The 14,849-nt window shown below is 61.6% G+C and carries 11 protein-coding genes; 7 read left to right on the top strand and 4 right to left on the bottom strand.

What is annotated here, in order from left to right; genetic code table 11:
* Positions 1–274: 274 nt before the first annotated feature.
* From P3T20_RS04925 to trpS, 3 genes are all read left to right on the top strand, one after another.
* Entirely contained in the window at positions 275–571 is a 297-nt protein-coding gene (locus P3T20_RS04925) for a type II toxin-antitoxin system MqsR family toxin (RefSeq protein WP_429286251.1), read from the top strand.
* A 2-nt stretch (positions 572–573) separates the two neighbouring features.
* Positions 574–975, top strand: coding sequence for a type II toxin-antitoxin system MqsA family antitoxin (locus tag P3T20_RS04920; protein ID WP_429286250.1), 402 nt, complete (start codon positions 574–576; stop codon positions 973–975).
* Positions 976–1,180: 205 nt separating this feature from the next.
* The gene (trpS, locus tag P3T20_RS04915; protein WP_429286249.1) at positions 1,181–2,215 is read left to right on the top strand and encodes a tryptophan--tRNA ligase; all 1,035 of its coding nucleotides are present in this window, start codon (positions 1,181–1,183) and stop codon (positions 2,213–2,215) included.
* A gap of 52 nt (positions 2,216–2,267) precedes the next feature.
* Here the strand turns inward: trpS and P3T20_RS04910 are convergent, their stop codons facing one another.
* A complete protein-coding gene (locus P3T20_RS04910) occupies positions 2,268–2,732 on the bottom strand; it encodes a VOC family protein (RefSeq protein ID WP_074265374.1) in 465 nt (154 codons plus the stop codon).
* A gap of 454 nt (positions 2,733–3,186) precedes the next feature.
* Here P3T20_RS04910 and P3T20_RS04905 point away from each other — a divergent pair, with 454 nt between their 5' ends.
* From P3T20_RS04905 to P3T20_RS04895, 3 genes are all read left to right on the top strand, one after another.
* Entirely contained in the window at positions 3,187–4,989 is a 1,803-nt protein-coding gene (locus P3T20_RS04905; protein ID WP_429286248.1) for an EAL domain-containing protein, read from the top strand.
* 618 nt (positions 4,990–5,607) lie between these two features.
* Positions 5,608–7,923: an outer membrane protein assembly factor BamA gene (gene bamA / locus P3T20_RS04900; protein ID WP_083611451.1), complete on the top strand. Its 2,316-nt coding sequence runs from the start codon at positions 5,608–5,610 to the stop codon at positions 7,921–7,923.
* Positions 7,924–8,228: 305 nt separating this feature from the next.
* Complete coding sequence (locus P3T20_RS04895; protein ID WP_429286247.1) at positions 8,229–9,653, top strand: short-chain fatty acid transporter; 1,425 nt, start codon at positions 8,229–8,231, stop codon at positions 9,651–9,653.
* A 95-nt stretch (positions 9,654–9,748) separates the two neighbouring features.
* Here P3T20_RS04895 and P3T20_RS04890 read toward each other — a convergent pair whose 3' ends face one another.
* From P3T20_RS04890 to P3T20_RS04880, 3 genes are all read right to left on the bottom strand, one after another.
* The gene (locus P3T20_RS04890) at positions 9,749–10,093 is read right to left on the bottom strand and encodes a hypothetical protein (RefSeq protein ID WP_083611450.1); all 345 of its coding nucleotides are present in this window, start codon (positions 10,091–10,093) and stop codon (positions 9,749–9,751) included.
* A gap of 136 nt (positions 10,094–10,229) precedes the next feature.
* A complete protein-coding gene (locus P3T20_RS04885) occupies positions 10,230–11,876 on the bottom strand; it encodes a tannase/feruloyl esterase family alpha/beta hydrolase (RefSeq protein ID WP_429286663.1) in 1,647 nt (548 codons plus the stop codon).
* A gap of 71 nt (positions 11,877–11,947) precedes the next feature.
* Positions 11,948–13,054 (bottom strand): OpgC domain-containing protein, encoded by a 1,107-nt coding sequence (locus P3T20_RS04880; protein ID WP_429286246.1) that lies wholly within the window; start codon positions 13,052–13,054, stop codon positions 11,948–11,950.
* Between the two features lie 275 nt (positions 13,055–13,329).
* On the opposite strand from P3T20_RS04880, the gene P3T20_RS04875 reads away from it, so the two are divergent.
* Positions 13,330–14,844 (top strand): ATPase domain-containing protein, encoded by a 1,515-nt coding sequence (locus tag P3T20_RS04875; RefSeq protein ID WP_074265370.1) that lies wholly within the window; start codon positions 13,330–13,332, stop codon positions 14,842–14,844.
* The last annotated feature ends 5 nt before the right edge of the window (positions 14,845–14,849 follow it).

Here is a 14,849-nt window from a genome sequence, read left to right as displayed (position 1 = left end):
TGTTGTTTTATCTCGTCAGATCGAATTTCGAGACATTCGATCGACCCTGAAGTTTGATATGTTCTCCTTTGCAATTTGGCCGCTCCACCTGTTGAAGTCGGGTGGTCGATTGTCGTGGTGTGGCTAATGCGTTTCGCGCAATGAGTATGCACAGCAGTGCTCGATGTGAGGTGCGAGATGCAAAAGCGAACGGAGGGCTCTGTCGGGGTTGCGAGTGAATGTAATCACCAAGACTAACCTACTTGCCAAATATAACCAACTAGGTTAGTCTTGGATGGAAAAGAACAGTCCGCATTGCAAGTTGTCCATTGTCAAAGCCTTGATTCGGGCGAAAAAGGTCCGGTCAACCTTTTCAGCGCTCAGAGGTGCCGCTGCGCTGGGTATCGATTTCGACGGAATACTCGCTGTTTTGATGGATTTGACCTCTGCCGACTTCTATAAAAGCATGACTACGTATGGCGATCATCGAGTCTGGCAAGACGTGTACCGTCCGACCACGCCGGCAGGAGAGGTCTATCTGAAACTCACCGTGGTCGACGACGTCCTCATCATCTCATTCAAGGAATTGTGAACATGAAATGCCCATTTTGCGCGGCGGCGAAACTGGTGCGTGACACGCGGGATCTGCCGTACGTGTACAAAGGAGAGTCGACGGTCATCCCTGCAGTGACCGGCGACTTTTGCCCAGCCTGTGGCGAAGCCGTGCTGGATGTGGCCGAGTCGGCGCGTACCAGCGCGGCCATGCTTGAGTTCAACAAGCAGGTCAACGCGTCGATCGTCGACCCGGTGTTCATTGCCAGCGTTCGCAAGAAACTCGCGCTGGACCAGCGAGAAGCAGCGGAGATTTTCGGTGGCGGCATCAATGCCTTTTCGCGCTATGAAAACGGGAAAACCAAGCCACCGTTGGCGCTAGTGAAACTGCTCAAGGTGCTGGATCGTCATCCCGAACTATTGGCCGAGGTAAAGGCGGCATAACCGGGTCCATTGGCAACCCCTATCCACATATGGCATCCTTACGCCATGCAGCCAATGAACCTTTCCCTGCTTCACGCCTGGTGGCGCTCCTGAAGGAGCGGCATCGTCACGTCTTTACTACGACCATGGCCGCCGCAGTCTGGCTGACATGGTGCTGTATCCCCGGTTGGCCTGTCCTGCGGCGGCGTTTCAAGAGAGCCCGTTTATGCAAGACAGCACCACCTCCCCGCGCCGTACCGTCCTCACTGGCGACCGTCCCACCGGTGCGCTCCATCTTGGCCACTATGTCGGCTCGCTGAAAACCCGTCTTGCGTTGCAGGAGACGCATCAGCAATTCGTGCTGCTCGCGGACACGCAAGCCATGACCGATAACGCGCACGATCCCGACAAGGTGCGCCGCAACGTGCTGGAAGTCGCGCTCGACTATCTGGCGGTCGGCATCGATCCTCGCAAGACCACGATCGCCGTGCAGTCGGCTCTCCCCGCGCTCGCCGAGTTGACCCTGCTGTATCTGAACTTCGTGACCGTCGCGCGCCTCGAGCGCAACCCGACCATCAAGGAGGAGATTCAGGCGCGCGGTTTCGGCCGCGATATTCCGGCGGGCTTTCTTTGCTATCCGGTCGCTCAGGCTGCCGACATCACCGGTTTCAGGGCGCATGTCGTGCCAGTCGGCGAAGACCAGGCGCCGCTGATCGAACAGACCAACGAGATCGTGCGCCGTATCAACCGTCAGGTCGGCAGGGACGTGCTGCCCGAAGCAGAGGCGTTGATTCCGGCCATGGGCCGGCTGCCCGGCGTCGACGGCAAGGCGAAGATGAGCAAGTCGCAGGGCAACTCGATCCCGCTTTCGTCCTCTGCCGACGCGATCCGCGATTCGGTCAAAAGCATGTACACCGATCCGAACCATCTGCGCGCCTCCGATCCCGGCACCGTGGAGGGCAACGTGGTCTTCACGTATCTCGACGCCTTCGACGAGGATCGCGCTACCGTCGAGCGCCTGAAGGCCGAGTATCGCGCGGGCGGCCTCGGCGACATGGTGGTCAAGCGCCGTCTCGAGGAGCAGCTGCAGGCTTTGATCGCACCGATTCGGGAGCGGCGCGAACAGCTCGCGCGCGATCCGGGCCACGTGTTCGATATGCTGCGCGAAGGCACGCAGCGAGCGAAAGACGTGACCCAGGCCACGCTGGATGAAGTGCGCGCGGCGCTCGGCACGTTTTCGTTCGATGCGGTGGTGCGTTAAAAAAGCGCGTCAAACAGCACTTTAAATCGCGCTTTAAATAGCGCGTTGAAAACTACTGCATCGCGCGGACGGCTTCCTGCATTTCTTCCATCGATACATCGCGCGTGTGCGTCGCCACCGACCAGCGGTGCCCGAACGGATCTTCGAGCTGGGCGAAGCGGTCGCCCCAGAACATATCGGTGGGCGGCATCGTGACACGGGCGCCGGCCGCGGCCGCTTGCTCGACGGTAGCGTCGACGTTCGTGACGTACAGGTGAATCGCGACCGGCGAGCCTTTCAGCGACTTCGGTCCGAGCATCGAGCAGCCGGCCATTTCGTCGACCAGCATGAGCATCGAGTCGCCGATCTTCACGCATGCGTGCATCAATTTGCCTTCCGGACCAGGCAAGCGGAACTGCTCGACAGCGCCGAAGGCCTCCGTGTAAAACCTGATCGCGTCGGCGGCGCCGGCGCAAATCAGATGCGGGGTGAGCGAATGCATTCCTTCCGGAATCGGTTTCACAGCGGCTGCAGACATGGTGGTCGCTCCTCGAATGGGCGGGTTGACGAGTCAGAAGGCCCAGCCGTTTTCAGCAGGGCTTCATCAACACGACGAGCGAACAGACGGACAATCGACACGGTCGCCGGGAAATTTTGCGCACCGGTGTGCGTTGTGTTGTGTTGTAACGGCGTAAATGCGGATGGCTAAACAGAAGCCGTTATGATGAGATTTGTGCAGAGCATCATGTTGCGAATCATCGAAGGTGAATTTCGAGTGACGCCACGTGCCGCAGCCGTGACAAATGAATACTCGCGGCCGCCGGTCGCCTGGAGGCTGAACTGAGCCTGCCTTCCGGGCGCAGGTGTCATGATTCAAATAAATATTGAGAGAGAGGGCGGAAGAGCTATGAACGGGCGCTTACATCCGAGTTTTGTCCCAGGTGCGCACGCCTGGCCTGGCTCGGACAGGCCTACGCGCTGAAGGGGCGGCTATGCACCACGATCGCAAAGCCGCGGCGCCTGTGCAGAACAGCGCACTCGACGCCGCACCCTACGGCGCGTTCATCTACACGGCGGACGGCACCTTCCGCTACGTCAACGCCGCCTTTGAGCAACTGACCGGGTATCGGGCGGAGGAGCTGATCGGCCGCCGCAGCTTCGATTCGTTGCACGACCCGGCGGAACTCGCGCGGCGCCGCAGCGAATTGCCCGGCGTTGGGAATTGGGGCGTGGGCACGCCGGGTTCCGTGTCTCCCGGCTCGTTGATGGCCCCGACCCGCTACGAAAGCGAATGGACCTACATCCGCCGCAACAACACGCGGATGTCGGTCATGCTGGCCGTGTCGCCCTTGCCGGCCGGCGAAGCGGTGCCACAACGGCTCCAATCCGCGGACGAACCGCTTGCCTTCGATAGCCGCGCGAAGGACGATTGCGCAAGCTACGTAGGCATGGCCGTCGAGATGACGCGCTACGCCCAGTCCGAAGCCCGCCTCTGGTACGTCTCGCACCATGACGGCGTGACGCGCCTGCCGAACCAGACCCTCTTCACCGAGCGGCTCGATCTGACGCTGGCGCGTTGCCGCCGCGACGGCACGGGCTTTACCGTGCTGCTCGTCGAACTGAACTCCCTGCGCAAGCTGCGCGATGCGCTTGGCTCCTACGCGGCTGAGCTCGTACTGCAAATTGTCGGCGAGCGCCTGCGCGGCCTGATTGCCAACGAGGGCACGATTGCCTCAGTCAGCGGCACGCAGTTCGCGCTACTGGTCAACGAGACGGGCGCGGCGGTCGACGCCCTGGCCGCTGCAGCGCTGGCACGCGTTGCCGAGCCGATCGACTGCTCGGGTACGACGATCACGGTGACGGCAAGCATCGGCTGCGCGGCGTATCCGGAACACAGCGCGGAACACGGCGACGATGTGCCGACGCTGATGCGGCGCGCCAACGTCGCGTTGTCCGCGGCGAGCGGCGCGGGCGGCAACGTGATGCGGCGCTTTTCAGCGGCGCTCGACGGACAGGCCGCGCGCCGCTTCGAACTCGAAACCATGCTGCGCGATGCGCTTGACCGGCAGCAACTGCATCTGGTCTACCAGCCGCAGATCACGCTCGCGACCGGGCGCATCGCTCAGGTCGAGACCCTGCTGCGCTGGAATCATCCGCAACGCGGCCCGATCAGCCCGGTCGAGTTCATCCCGGTCGCGGAGGAGGCGGGTCTGATCGAACGGATCGGCGAATGGGTGATTCGGACCGCCTGCCGCGATGCTGGCAAGCTGTTGCGGCTCACCGGCAGCCTGCCGCGGGTGGCAGTGAATGTGTCGCCCCAGCAGTTCCAGCGGCAGAATCTGCTGGCGACCATCGAAAGCGCGCTGCACGACGCGGCGCTCGATCCGTCCTACCTCGAAGTGGAAATCACCGAAGGCGTCCTGCTCGGCGACACCGAGGAAGCGTTGCGCACGCTGCATGCGCTGCGCAATCTCGGCGTCGAAGTGGCGGTGGACGATTTCGGTACGGGCTATTCGAGTCTGGCCTATCTGACGCGCTTTCCCCTGAACCGGCTCAAGGTGGACCGCTCGTTCGTCATCCGGATGATGAGCGACCCGCAATGCGCGGCGCTCGTCGGCGCCATCATCGCGATGGCCCACGCGTTAAAGCTCCGCGTCACGGCGGAAGGCGTGGAGACCGAGGAGCAGGCCGAGCGTCTGCGCGAACTGGGTTGTGACGAGGTGCAGGGGTACTGGTTCGCGCGTCCTCTCAGTCTGTCGGCACTGCGCAACCTGCTTGCGCCGCTGGGGGCATGAGTTTTGGCACGCGGTTTCGTCTTTTTCTCGCAACCGTCGGACGGCCGGTTCGAGAAATTTTTCGAATCAATCGACAGCCTTGTGCCAAAATGGCGCGCAAATTGGTTTACGATCGGGGCTGCCTGAATATTACGTTTTGCCTTCTGCTGGGGGTGTTCTCCGGCGGCGTCTTCTGGCAAAATTTGCGGTCCGAAACATTCGCTCATGTTGGGTAATCCTCTCCTTCAGGGCGAATCCTTGCGTTAAGAACCGTTCGGTCGGGGGCTACCACCTGGCAGATGTTGCGTCGCATATTTTTCGTGTTATGGTATGCAACTTCTCGAAAATTGGCGGCAGAGCGTAAGTATGACCGCAGGGAATGTATGAATCTGTAATAAGTTGGAAGTAGTCCGCATGTAATCGAAGTAAGTCCCGCAGCCACAAAACCGTTCTATACTCCTGACCTGCTCGGCACGAGAAACAGAGCGTGAAGTGTGCGATGCCGTGCGAAGGTGATACCTCCGGCATCAGACTGCGGTAGACCCAAGAGACATCACCCATCCGCGCCGTGGGCCAGAGATTGGAAAAACAAGCGGCGGCGGTTCCCATGTTGCATTGAAATCTTGTCGCTTATCCTGCATGAAGGTTCAAACACTATCGGCCCGCAGCGCCAGGGCGCTGACATTTATCGGCCTGAGCGTCACAGCAGCCTCGGCCTTTGCCACCGACTCTTTTGTGGTTCGCGACATCCGGCTCGAAGGCTTGCAACGCGTCGAACCGAATACCGTCTTCGCGTACCTGCCCATCAAGCAGGGCGACACTTTCACTGACGACAAGGCCTCGCAGGCCATCCGTGCGCTGTACGCGACGGGCTTCTTCAACGACGTCAAGATTTCGACCGAAGGTAACGTCGTCGTCGTGCAGGTGCAGGAACGTCCGGCAATCGGCACCATCGATTTCTCGGGCCTGCACGAATTCGACAAGGACAACCTGAACAAGGCGCTGAACTCGGTCGGTTTGTCGCTGGGCCGCTATTACGACAAGTCGCTCGTCGACCGCGCCCAGCAGGAACTGAAACGCCAGTACCTGACGCACGGCTACTACGCAGCCGAAGTCACGACCACGGTCACGCCGATCGACCGCGACCGCGTCGGTCTGCTGTTCTCGGTGATCGAAGGTCCGAGCGCGAAGATCCGCCAGGTCAACTTCATCGGTAACAAGGTGTTCAGCGACGGCACGCTGCGCGATGAAATGCAGCAGTCCACGCCTAACTGGTTCTCGTGGTACACGAAGAACGACCTGTACTCGAAAGACAAGCTGACCACCGACCTCGAGAACATCCGCTCGTACTATCTGGATCGCGGCTACCTCGAGTTCAACATTGACTCGACTCAGGTCTCGCTGTCGCCGGACAAGAAGGACATGTACCTCACGCTCACCCTGCATGAGGGCGAGCCGTACACGATTTCGGGCATCCATCTGGCCGGCAATCTGCTGGACCGCGAGGCGGAGCTTTCGAAGCTGGTCAAGATCAAGGCGGGCGACCGTTTCTCGGCTGCCAAGCTGAAGGCTGCCACGAAGGCCGTGGTCGACAAGCTCGGTGAATACGGTTACGCGTTCGCCACGGTGAATGCGCAGCCGCAGATCGACCAGCTGCACCATACCGTCGACCTGACGCTGCAGGTGGATCCGAGCCGCCGCGTCTACGTGCGCCGCATCAACATTATCGGCAACACCCGCACGCGCGACGAAGTCGTGCGCCGCGAAATGCGCCAACTTGAAAGCTCGTGGTTCGATTCGAGCCGTCTGGCGCTGTCGAAAGACCGGATCAACCGTCTCGGCTACTTCACCGATGTCGATGTGACGACGATACCGGTCGAAGGCACGGCGGACCAGGTGGACGTCGACGTGAAGGTCACGGAAAAGCCGACTGGCTCCGTTACTCTCGGTCTTGGCTACGGTTCCGGCGAAGGCCCGATCATTTCGGCAGGCGTGTCGCAGGACAACGTGTTCGGTTCGGGCACCAGTCTCGCGGTGAACGTGAATACCGCAACGACGTTCCGTACGCTGACGGTCACCCAGGTCGACCCGTACTTCACGGTGGACGGCATCAAGCGTATTACCGACGTCTACTACCGTACCAGCGAGCCGCTGTACTACTCGAACACGACCGACACGAGCTTCCGGATCATCACCGCAGGCGCGGATATGAAGTTCGGCATTCCGTTCTCCGAATCGGACATGGTGTACTTCGGTCTCGGCTTCGAACAGAACCGTCTCGACGTCGACGCCACCACGCCGCAAAGCTATATCGACTACGTGAACGACTTCGGCCGCGTGTCGAACAACGTGCCGCTAACGATCGGCTGGTCGCGCGACAATCGCGACAGCGCACTGGTGCCGAGCCGCGGTTACTTCACGCAGGCGAACGCAGAATGGGGCTCGCCAATCGGCAGTACGCCTTACTATAAGGCCGACCTGCAGGCACAGTATTACTACTCGTTCGCGCGCGGCTTCGTGCTGGGCCTGAACTTCCAGGGCGGTTACGGTAACGGTCTCGATGGCAAGCCGTTCCCGATTTTCAAGAACTACTACGCCGGCGGTATCGGTTCGGTGCGCGGCTACGAGCCGAGCTCGCTGGGTCCGCGCGATGCGACCACAGGCGATCCGATCGGCGGTTCGAAGATGCTGGTGGGTAACATCGAGTTGACGTTCCCGCTGCCGGGCACCGGCTACGACCGCACGCTGCGCGTCTTCACGTTCTTCGACGGCGGTAACGTCTGGGGCGACGAAGGCAGCAGTATCGGCGCGAATGGCCTGCGCTATGCGTATGGTGCGGGTCTCGCGTGGATCTCGCCGATCGGGCCGCTCAAGCTCAGCCTTGGCTTCCCGCTCGTCAAGCACTCCGGCGACCAGTACCAGAAGTTCCAGTTCCAGATCGGGACAGCGTTCTAAGTCTCGCATCAAGTCGCAAAACGAGGGCAGCCGGTGGCTGCCCTCAGTCGTTTACTGTCCCTCGCTGCACCTCTCTGCGCACCTTGCGGGCCTTCTGCCTGCACGACACGCCGCCACCGCGAGCGCTGCGGCGCGTGCTGCCGTCCTCAGAGCAGCAAATATGAAAATCAGGTAGGGTTCTTGCCGCGATTACAGCGCACAGTCCTGCGCGTATGCTGCATTTGCCGGCCCTCGGCGTTCTTCGTTCGAGGCTCGGTTCTTGAGAGATGCCGCTCCGGCGAGACGCGGCGAGAGGAAGAGACATCATGGATAACAACGGAACTGGACCAACCCACCCACACCCCCATCCCAGCGAGCGCCGGCGCGGCATCGTAGCCGGGCTCGTCTACGTGTTCGAGCAGGTTATGCCGGACCCGTTCGTCCTATCAATCGGTTTGACCGTGGTCGTCATTCTGCTGGCGTTCGCCTTTGCGCCGCACGCCACTGTCCCCGTGATCCTGACGTCCTGGTATGGCGGTACCTTCAACATTCTGGGCTTCGCGCTGCAGATGATCCTGATTCTGGCGACAGGTTACGCCATCGCCGAGGCGCCGCTCGTACAACGCGGTTTGCGGGCAATGGCAGCCGGCGTGAGCACACCAGCACGCGCCGCGCTGCTCGTCTTTCCGATCGTCGCGGTGGCCGCATGGTTGAACTGGGGGCTTGGTCTGATCGTCGGCGCGTTGCTGTCGCGCGAAATCGCGAAGCGCGTGAAAGTGGACTTTGCGTGGCTCGTTGCGGGCAGCTATTCGGCCTGGTCGGTCTGTAACAGCGGGCTGTCGAGTTCGATCGCGTTGTCGCAGGCTTCGCATGGCAATGCCTTGAACCTGGTGGAGAAAGCCACCGGACAGGTGATCCCGCTGAGCCAGACTGTGTTCGCCCCATTCGTCTTCATTCCGACTGTGCTGGTGGTGGTGGTCATGACGGCGATCTTCATCCGGATGCACCCGAAGCCTGAACACGTGGTCGCTTTTAGCGAAACCGCACCGGAAGCGGGCGCCGCTACGAATGGCAGCGCGCAAGCCCAGGCGGACGCCGATCCGCATGCGCGTGGCGCGTCGCCGACTTCGCTCGCCGCCCGCGCCGAGCACTCGATGCTGGGCACGCTGATTCTGCTCGTGCTGGGCATCGGTTATCTGGCGATGACCTGGTCTGCGAAGGGCTTCGAACTCGACATCAACACGACGATCCTGATCTTCCTGCTGGTGGGGCTCGCGCTGCAGCGCACTCCCATCGCCTACGCCGATGCGATCCGCCGCGCCGCGCGGCAAACCGGTTCGATGCTGCTGCAATATCCGGTGTACGGCGGCATCATGGGCATCATGACGGGGACGGGCCTCGCATCGACGATTGCCAAGACCTTCGTCGCGATTGCCACGCCGGTGACGCTGCCGGTGCTGAGCTATCTGAGCTCGCTGATCATTACGCTGCTGATTCCGAGCGCGGGCGGGCACTGGGCCGTGCAGGGGCCGTTCGTGCTGCCGGCGGCGCTGAGCCTGCATGCATCCGTACCGCGTACCGCGATGGGCGTGGCGATGGCCGAGAACGTCTCCAATATGCTGCAGCCGTTCTGGGCAGTCCCCGTCGTGGCGATTGCGGGGATTCGCATTCAGCGTGTGATGGGCTACACGGCTGTCACCTTTGCGGTGTCGCTGGTGATTTACGGTGTTGCGCTCTGGCTGATTCCGTAAGCGTCGCGATGACGGACGGACTCACTGACGCCACGCGCATGCACGACAACGGTGCGCGTGGCTCGCGGTGAAATTCCGGTGAGATCCAGCGAAACTCAAATGGACGGCGCCACCATCAGAATGGCGATGACTTCACCGGCCGTGGCGATCGCTACAGCCGATTCGACCGGGTTGGTGTTGAGGAACGTCCATAGGTCGATATCGTCGCGGAACTGACTCCAGGTGCCGAAAAAACCCAGCGAGAGAATCAGTCCGAACAGCAGGCTAAAGCCCAGTGTGATGCCTAGCCACTTGTCCTGACTCAGCAGATTGGCGGCGAAGGAAAAGGCAGCGAGACAGACGACCTGGGCGGCCAGAACAATGAGCATGCCGGGATGGTACTGGATGCCTTTATACGTAAACGAGCGCGACAGGCGTGAGCGCTCATAGCGGTTGCCCATGGTCTTTCCTTGCGAGTCCCGGCTCGCCAAACGTGCGGTGGTAATGTTAACGGTACGCCCAAATTCAATGAAGTCAAGGCACACCGGCTAAGGATAAGCGAGTAAGGATACCTACGGAATCCTGTCGCCGGTCCGCTCACGGTTCGGCGCAGGTAAAGCTGCTTGCGCGATTGATATTGCCCTTGCCGACATAGCGCGGAAAGGTCGGATACCGGCAGATCGGACGTGTGCGCCCGTTAGTGGCCAGGGCGATATCCGTCGCCGTCAGCGTCTCCGGCGCCACACCATGCGTGACCCAATTGTCGAGTGCGCCGAGCAGGTCGACCGACGGAATGAACGCACCATTGCCGTGCTGATAACCCGGCACCATGTAGAGACGCATGAACGCATCGACCTTGTCGTTGCCAAAACGCCTGTTCAGCGCTTCGTAGTACGCAATGGTCTGGTTCGGGCTGATGACTTCGTCCGCGAGGCCCTGCAGCGTGATCAGTTTGCCGCCGTGCGCGATGTAGCGCGACAGGTCGGTGTCCATCGCGCCGATCGTTTCCGAAAGCGCGAACAACTGCTGCCGGTAGCGTCCTGGATGCAGCGGATCGAAGTTCAGCGAATTGAACTTCGCATCCTGAGTGACGAAGTAGCGCACGTAACTGTCGCCCTGGGTGAACATATAGCCGTTGGCAACAAACGTGGGCAGCGGCAGGCGCACGGGGTCATGTCCAAGACCGAGTCCGCTGGTGAAACGCGTGCCCTCGAACACGTTGTAGCCTACATAGCGATTCGCGTTCCACGCGAGCGGGTAGGGCAGGGACAGGCCATCGGTGAGCACGCGCAGCGTCGCGATCTGCGCTTCCGTCAGACACGCGTCGCTGTTGCCCGATGACGCGACGGGCATGGACGGCGTGGATGGCGGGCAGCGCAACGAATCGATGATCTCCTGCTCGTGCTGGTGGCATCCCTCCACGTCGCTGACGATGCCGTCGGCGGCGCCGTCGAGTTTGTCGCAGATCTCCAGCGAGCGTTGATAGATGCGCTCGAGCATCGCAGGTGGCAGATAGCCACCCGGCGTGCCGTACTCGGCGTGCCCGAGCACCACACCGAGCAGGCGCACGCCGGAAAAATTCAGCGCGGGCGAATTGGCGATCACGCCGTCGTAGTCGTCGGCAAAACGCTGCATGACCGTGTAGCCTTCGCGGCCGCCGGTCGAGCCGCCCGCAAAGTACATCTTCTCGGGCGGCCGGCCGTACGCACGCTTGATGAGTTCAAGCACGGCGTCGTGGGTTTTCTTCAGATGCGCGTAACCGAAATTGATCACAGCTTCGTTGACGAGGCCGAAGTTGGCGAGCGCGGAATTGCCGGTGTGGCCGGAGTCGTCGCCGAAGGTCGCATAGCCTTCCGCGAGCGGCGCATGATCCGGCGAGAACGGCATCACGCCGGTGCCGCTCACCACCACGCCGTCATATCCGCCGCCGCCGATCTGCAGTGCGCGGCCGTTCCAGTTGACCGGCAGGTTCAGGTCGAAATGGATATCGGGCGTGTTTGCGTCGAGGGCCAGGATGCTGCCGGTGATCCGGCAGAATTCGCCGCTCTGGTTGCCCGAGGCGGTGGCGGGAATCATGACGGCGCTGTCGATCCGCGCGCCGCGGGTGGGTAAGGCGATCACCTGGGCAGGCAGCGTGCTGCCGGCGAGCGCTGTGCATTGTGCGGCGAGTGCGCCTCTGGACGACAAGGCGGCAGCATCGAGAGGCTTGAAGAGAAGAAGCATCGCGCAGAGCAGCACGGCCATCGCGTACGGCGCCTTGACGATTGCGGCGCGGATGGTTCTGGCGACGCATACGGTCCTTGCCACCGCCGCGCTCATCTGCACCCTGCGCCGGTCACGGCGGGGCGCGACGAATCACCTTTCCAGCCGCTCCAGCCGCGTGCGATGACGAGCATCGCGGTGATCGCAACGAGGTCGCCGCTGAGCGCTACGAGCTCGCCAGTGAGGCCGCGAAAGGCATGCGGCGTAGCCGTATCGACGATCAGGGACACCAGCGTGCCGGTCACGAAACAGACGAGACCGGTGCGCCCGACACGTACTACGGCCGGCAAGCGTTCCGCAATCCACGCGATGCTGCCGAGGCGCACCAGGCGGGTAGTCAGCCACAAAATGGCGAGAAAGTTGATTACGCGATCCACCGAGAGATTCTGTTTATACGTGCCGGGCAGCGGCTGCGTCAGCACGAAGAGTTTGACCACGGCGAAGGCAAGCACCGCGGCGAGGCCGGCACGTACCAGCCAGCGCGCCGTGTTCGACGCATGGAAGGCTTCGCTCAACGGATGCAGGCGGCACACGATGCCGAGTACGAACATCAGTTGCCATGCAAACGGATTGAAAGCCCAATCGATCACGTCGTCAATACTGAAGAACGCCGCCAGCGGCCGCGCCGCGGCCCACACGGCCACGCTCAGCAGCAATGCCGTGACAGCCGAACGCCGCGCGAGCGGCACGATGAGCGGCACGCACAACGCGAACATCACGTACATCGGCAAGACACTCGATAGGTACGGCTGGCGTCGCAACACGAGGATATCGAACGCTTCGCGCAGAGGATGACTGGCGAACGGCGGCCAACCGGTCAGCGCGACCATCGGCGGGTTCAGGTGAGACACCGCCAGCAGCGCGCCGGACAGCAGCGTCAACACAGCGGTCAGCAGATATGCGCGGTAAATCTCCCAGCAGCGTTTGACAAAGCGCATCTGCGCGGCCCCTGGACCACGACGTGTCAGCACCGCCGTATAGGCTGCGGCCGACGCATAGCCGCCAAGAAACACGAACACCTCGGCCGAGTCGCAAAACGCGTAGGCGTGCAGCATCAGATGCGACAGCGCGCTGCCGGGAATGTGATCCAGCACGATGACGATCAGCACGATCCCGCGGAAAAAGTCCACTTCGATCGAGCGTCCGCTTCCTGATTCCATGGAGTTCCCTGGGGTGAGAGGCCGGCTGGAACAGCCGGGTTCTCGCTTGTAAGAAACACCTTAGGAAGGATCGTTCCCGGTCACAGGCAGCGCCGTGCCTAATGGATTCACAACACTGAATTTGCCTTTTCGGAGCGGGGGTTACAGGGCTGGCCGGCGCGGTTGGCCCGCAATTTGCTCAGTTTGTCGCGCCGGCCGGCGGAACGAGCGCCTTTGCTGAGGCTCGCCCGGGCGGCACATGTTCAATAATCACGTCAGATCATGACGTCACAACCATGACGCAGAATAAGGCTAACGAGCGCGCTGCGCGATTATCTTCAGGGATCGAAGGGATCGACGACATCCTTGGCGGTGGCTTGACGCCGCATAGGATGTACCTCGTGGAGGGCGCGCCGGGCACGGGCAAAACCACCCTGGCGTTGCAATTTTTACTGAAAGGCACCGCTGAGGGGCAGAGAGGTCTCTACATCACGCTGTCCGAGACGAAGTCCGAACTGATCTCGGTCGCGGCCAGCCACGGCTGGGATGTCAGCCAGTTCAAGATCGTCGAACTGCTCTCCGACGAGGGGCTCGATCCGCGCTACGAACAGACCGTCTTGCAGCCCGCTGAAGTCGAGCTGGGCGAGACCGTGCGCGACGTCATCCAGCAGGTGGATGAACTCAAGCCCGTGCGTATCGTGCTGGACAGTTTGTCGGAATTGCGGCTGCTGTCGCAGAACCCGCTGCGCTACCGGCGTCAGATTCTGGCGTTGAAGCGCTATCTGGCCACCCGCGAATGCACGGTGCTGCTGCTCGACGACAACACGGCGGAGCCTGGCGATCTGCAATTGCATAGCATCGCGCATGGCGTGATCAGTCTGGACAGCATGGCGCACGACTACGGCGGCAACCGGCGCCGTCTGCGGATCGCCAAGATGCGCGGCATCAAGTTTCGCGAGGGCTATCACGACTTCTCGCTCGATACCGGCGGCATCAAGGTCTATCCGCGTCTGGTCGCAGCCGAGCACCATGCGAAGTTCGATTCGCATGCGCTCAGCACCGGCAGCGAGCGCTTGAACACGCTGCTCGGCGGTGGCCTGATTCCGGGCACCAGCGCGCTCATGATCGGGCCGTCGGGCGTCGGCAAGACCACGACGGTGGTGTCGTGCCTGATCGCGGCGCTCAAGCGCGGCGAGCGCTGTGTCTACTACCTGTTCGACGAGACGCTCAGCACGCTGTTGCTACGCTGCTCGAATCTCGGCATGGACCTGCAACCGCATATCGATGCAGGACTGTTGCACGTGCGCCAGATCGATCCGGCGGAACTCTCGCCAGGCGAATTTGCCGCGGACGTGCGCGACGCTGTCGAGAACCGCAACATGAAGTACGTCGCGATCGACAGTCTCAATGCCTATCTGCAAGCCATGCCAGGCGAGCGCTATCTGCTGCTGCAGATGCACGAGCTGCTCGGTTATCTAAACCAGAAGGGCGCCATCACACTGCTCGTGCTGGGTCAGCACGGCATCATCGGCGAGGTGCAGAACGATATCGACATCAGTTACCTCAGCGATGTCGTGGTGTTGTTCCGCTACTTCGAGCACGGTGGCGAGGTGTTGACCGCGATCGCCGCGGTCAAGAGCCGTGCGAACGCGCACGAACGCTCGATTCGCCAGTTCCGCCTCGGCGCCGACGGCGTCGAGATAGGCGAGGCACTGCGCGACTTCGACGGTGTACTGACCGGCTTGCCTTCCTACAAGGGCGGCACTGCCTTGTTGTCCACTACGGAAAATGTTATCGCTCGTGCCGGCTAATCCAT

This window comes from Paraburkholderia sp. GAS206C (assembly GCF_050435645.1).
GTDB classification, from domain to species: Bacteria; Pseudomonadota; Gammaproteobacteria; order Burkholderiales; family Burkholderiaceae; genus Paraburkholderia; species Paraburkholderia phenazinium_B.
The sequence above is the reverse complement of the archived record's forward strand: the minus strand, read 5'-3'. Positions and strand labels throughout refer to the sequence as shown.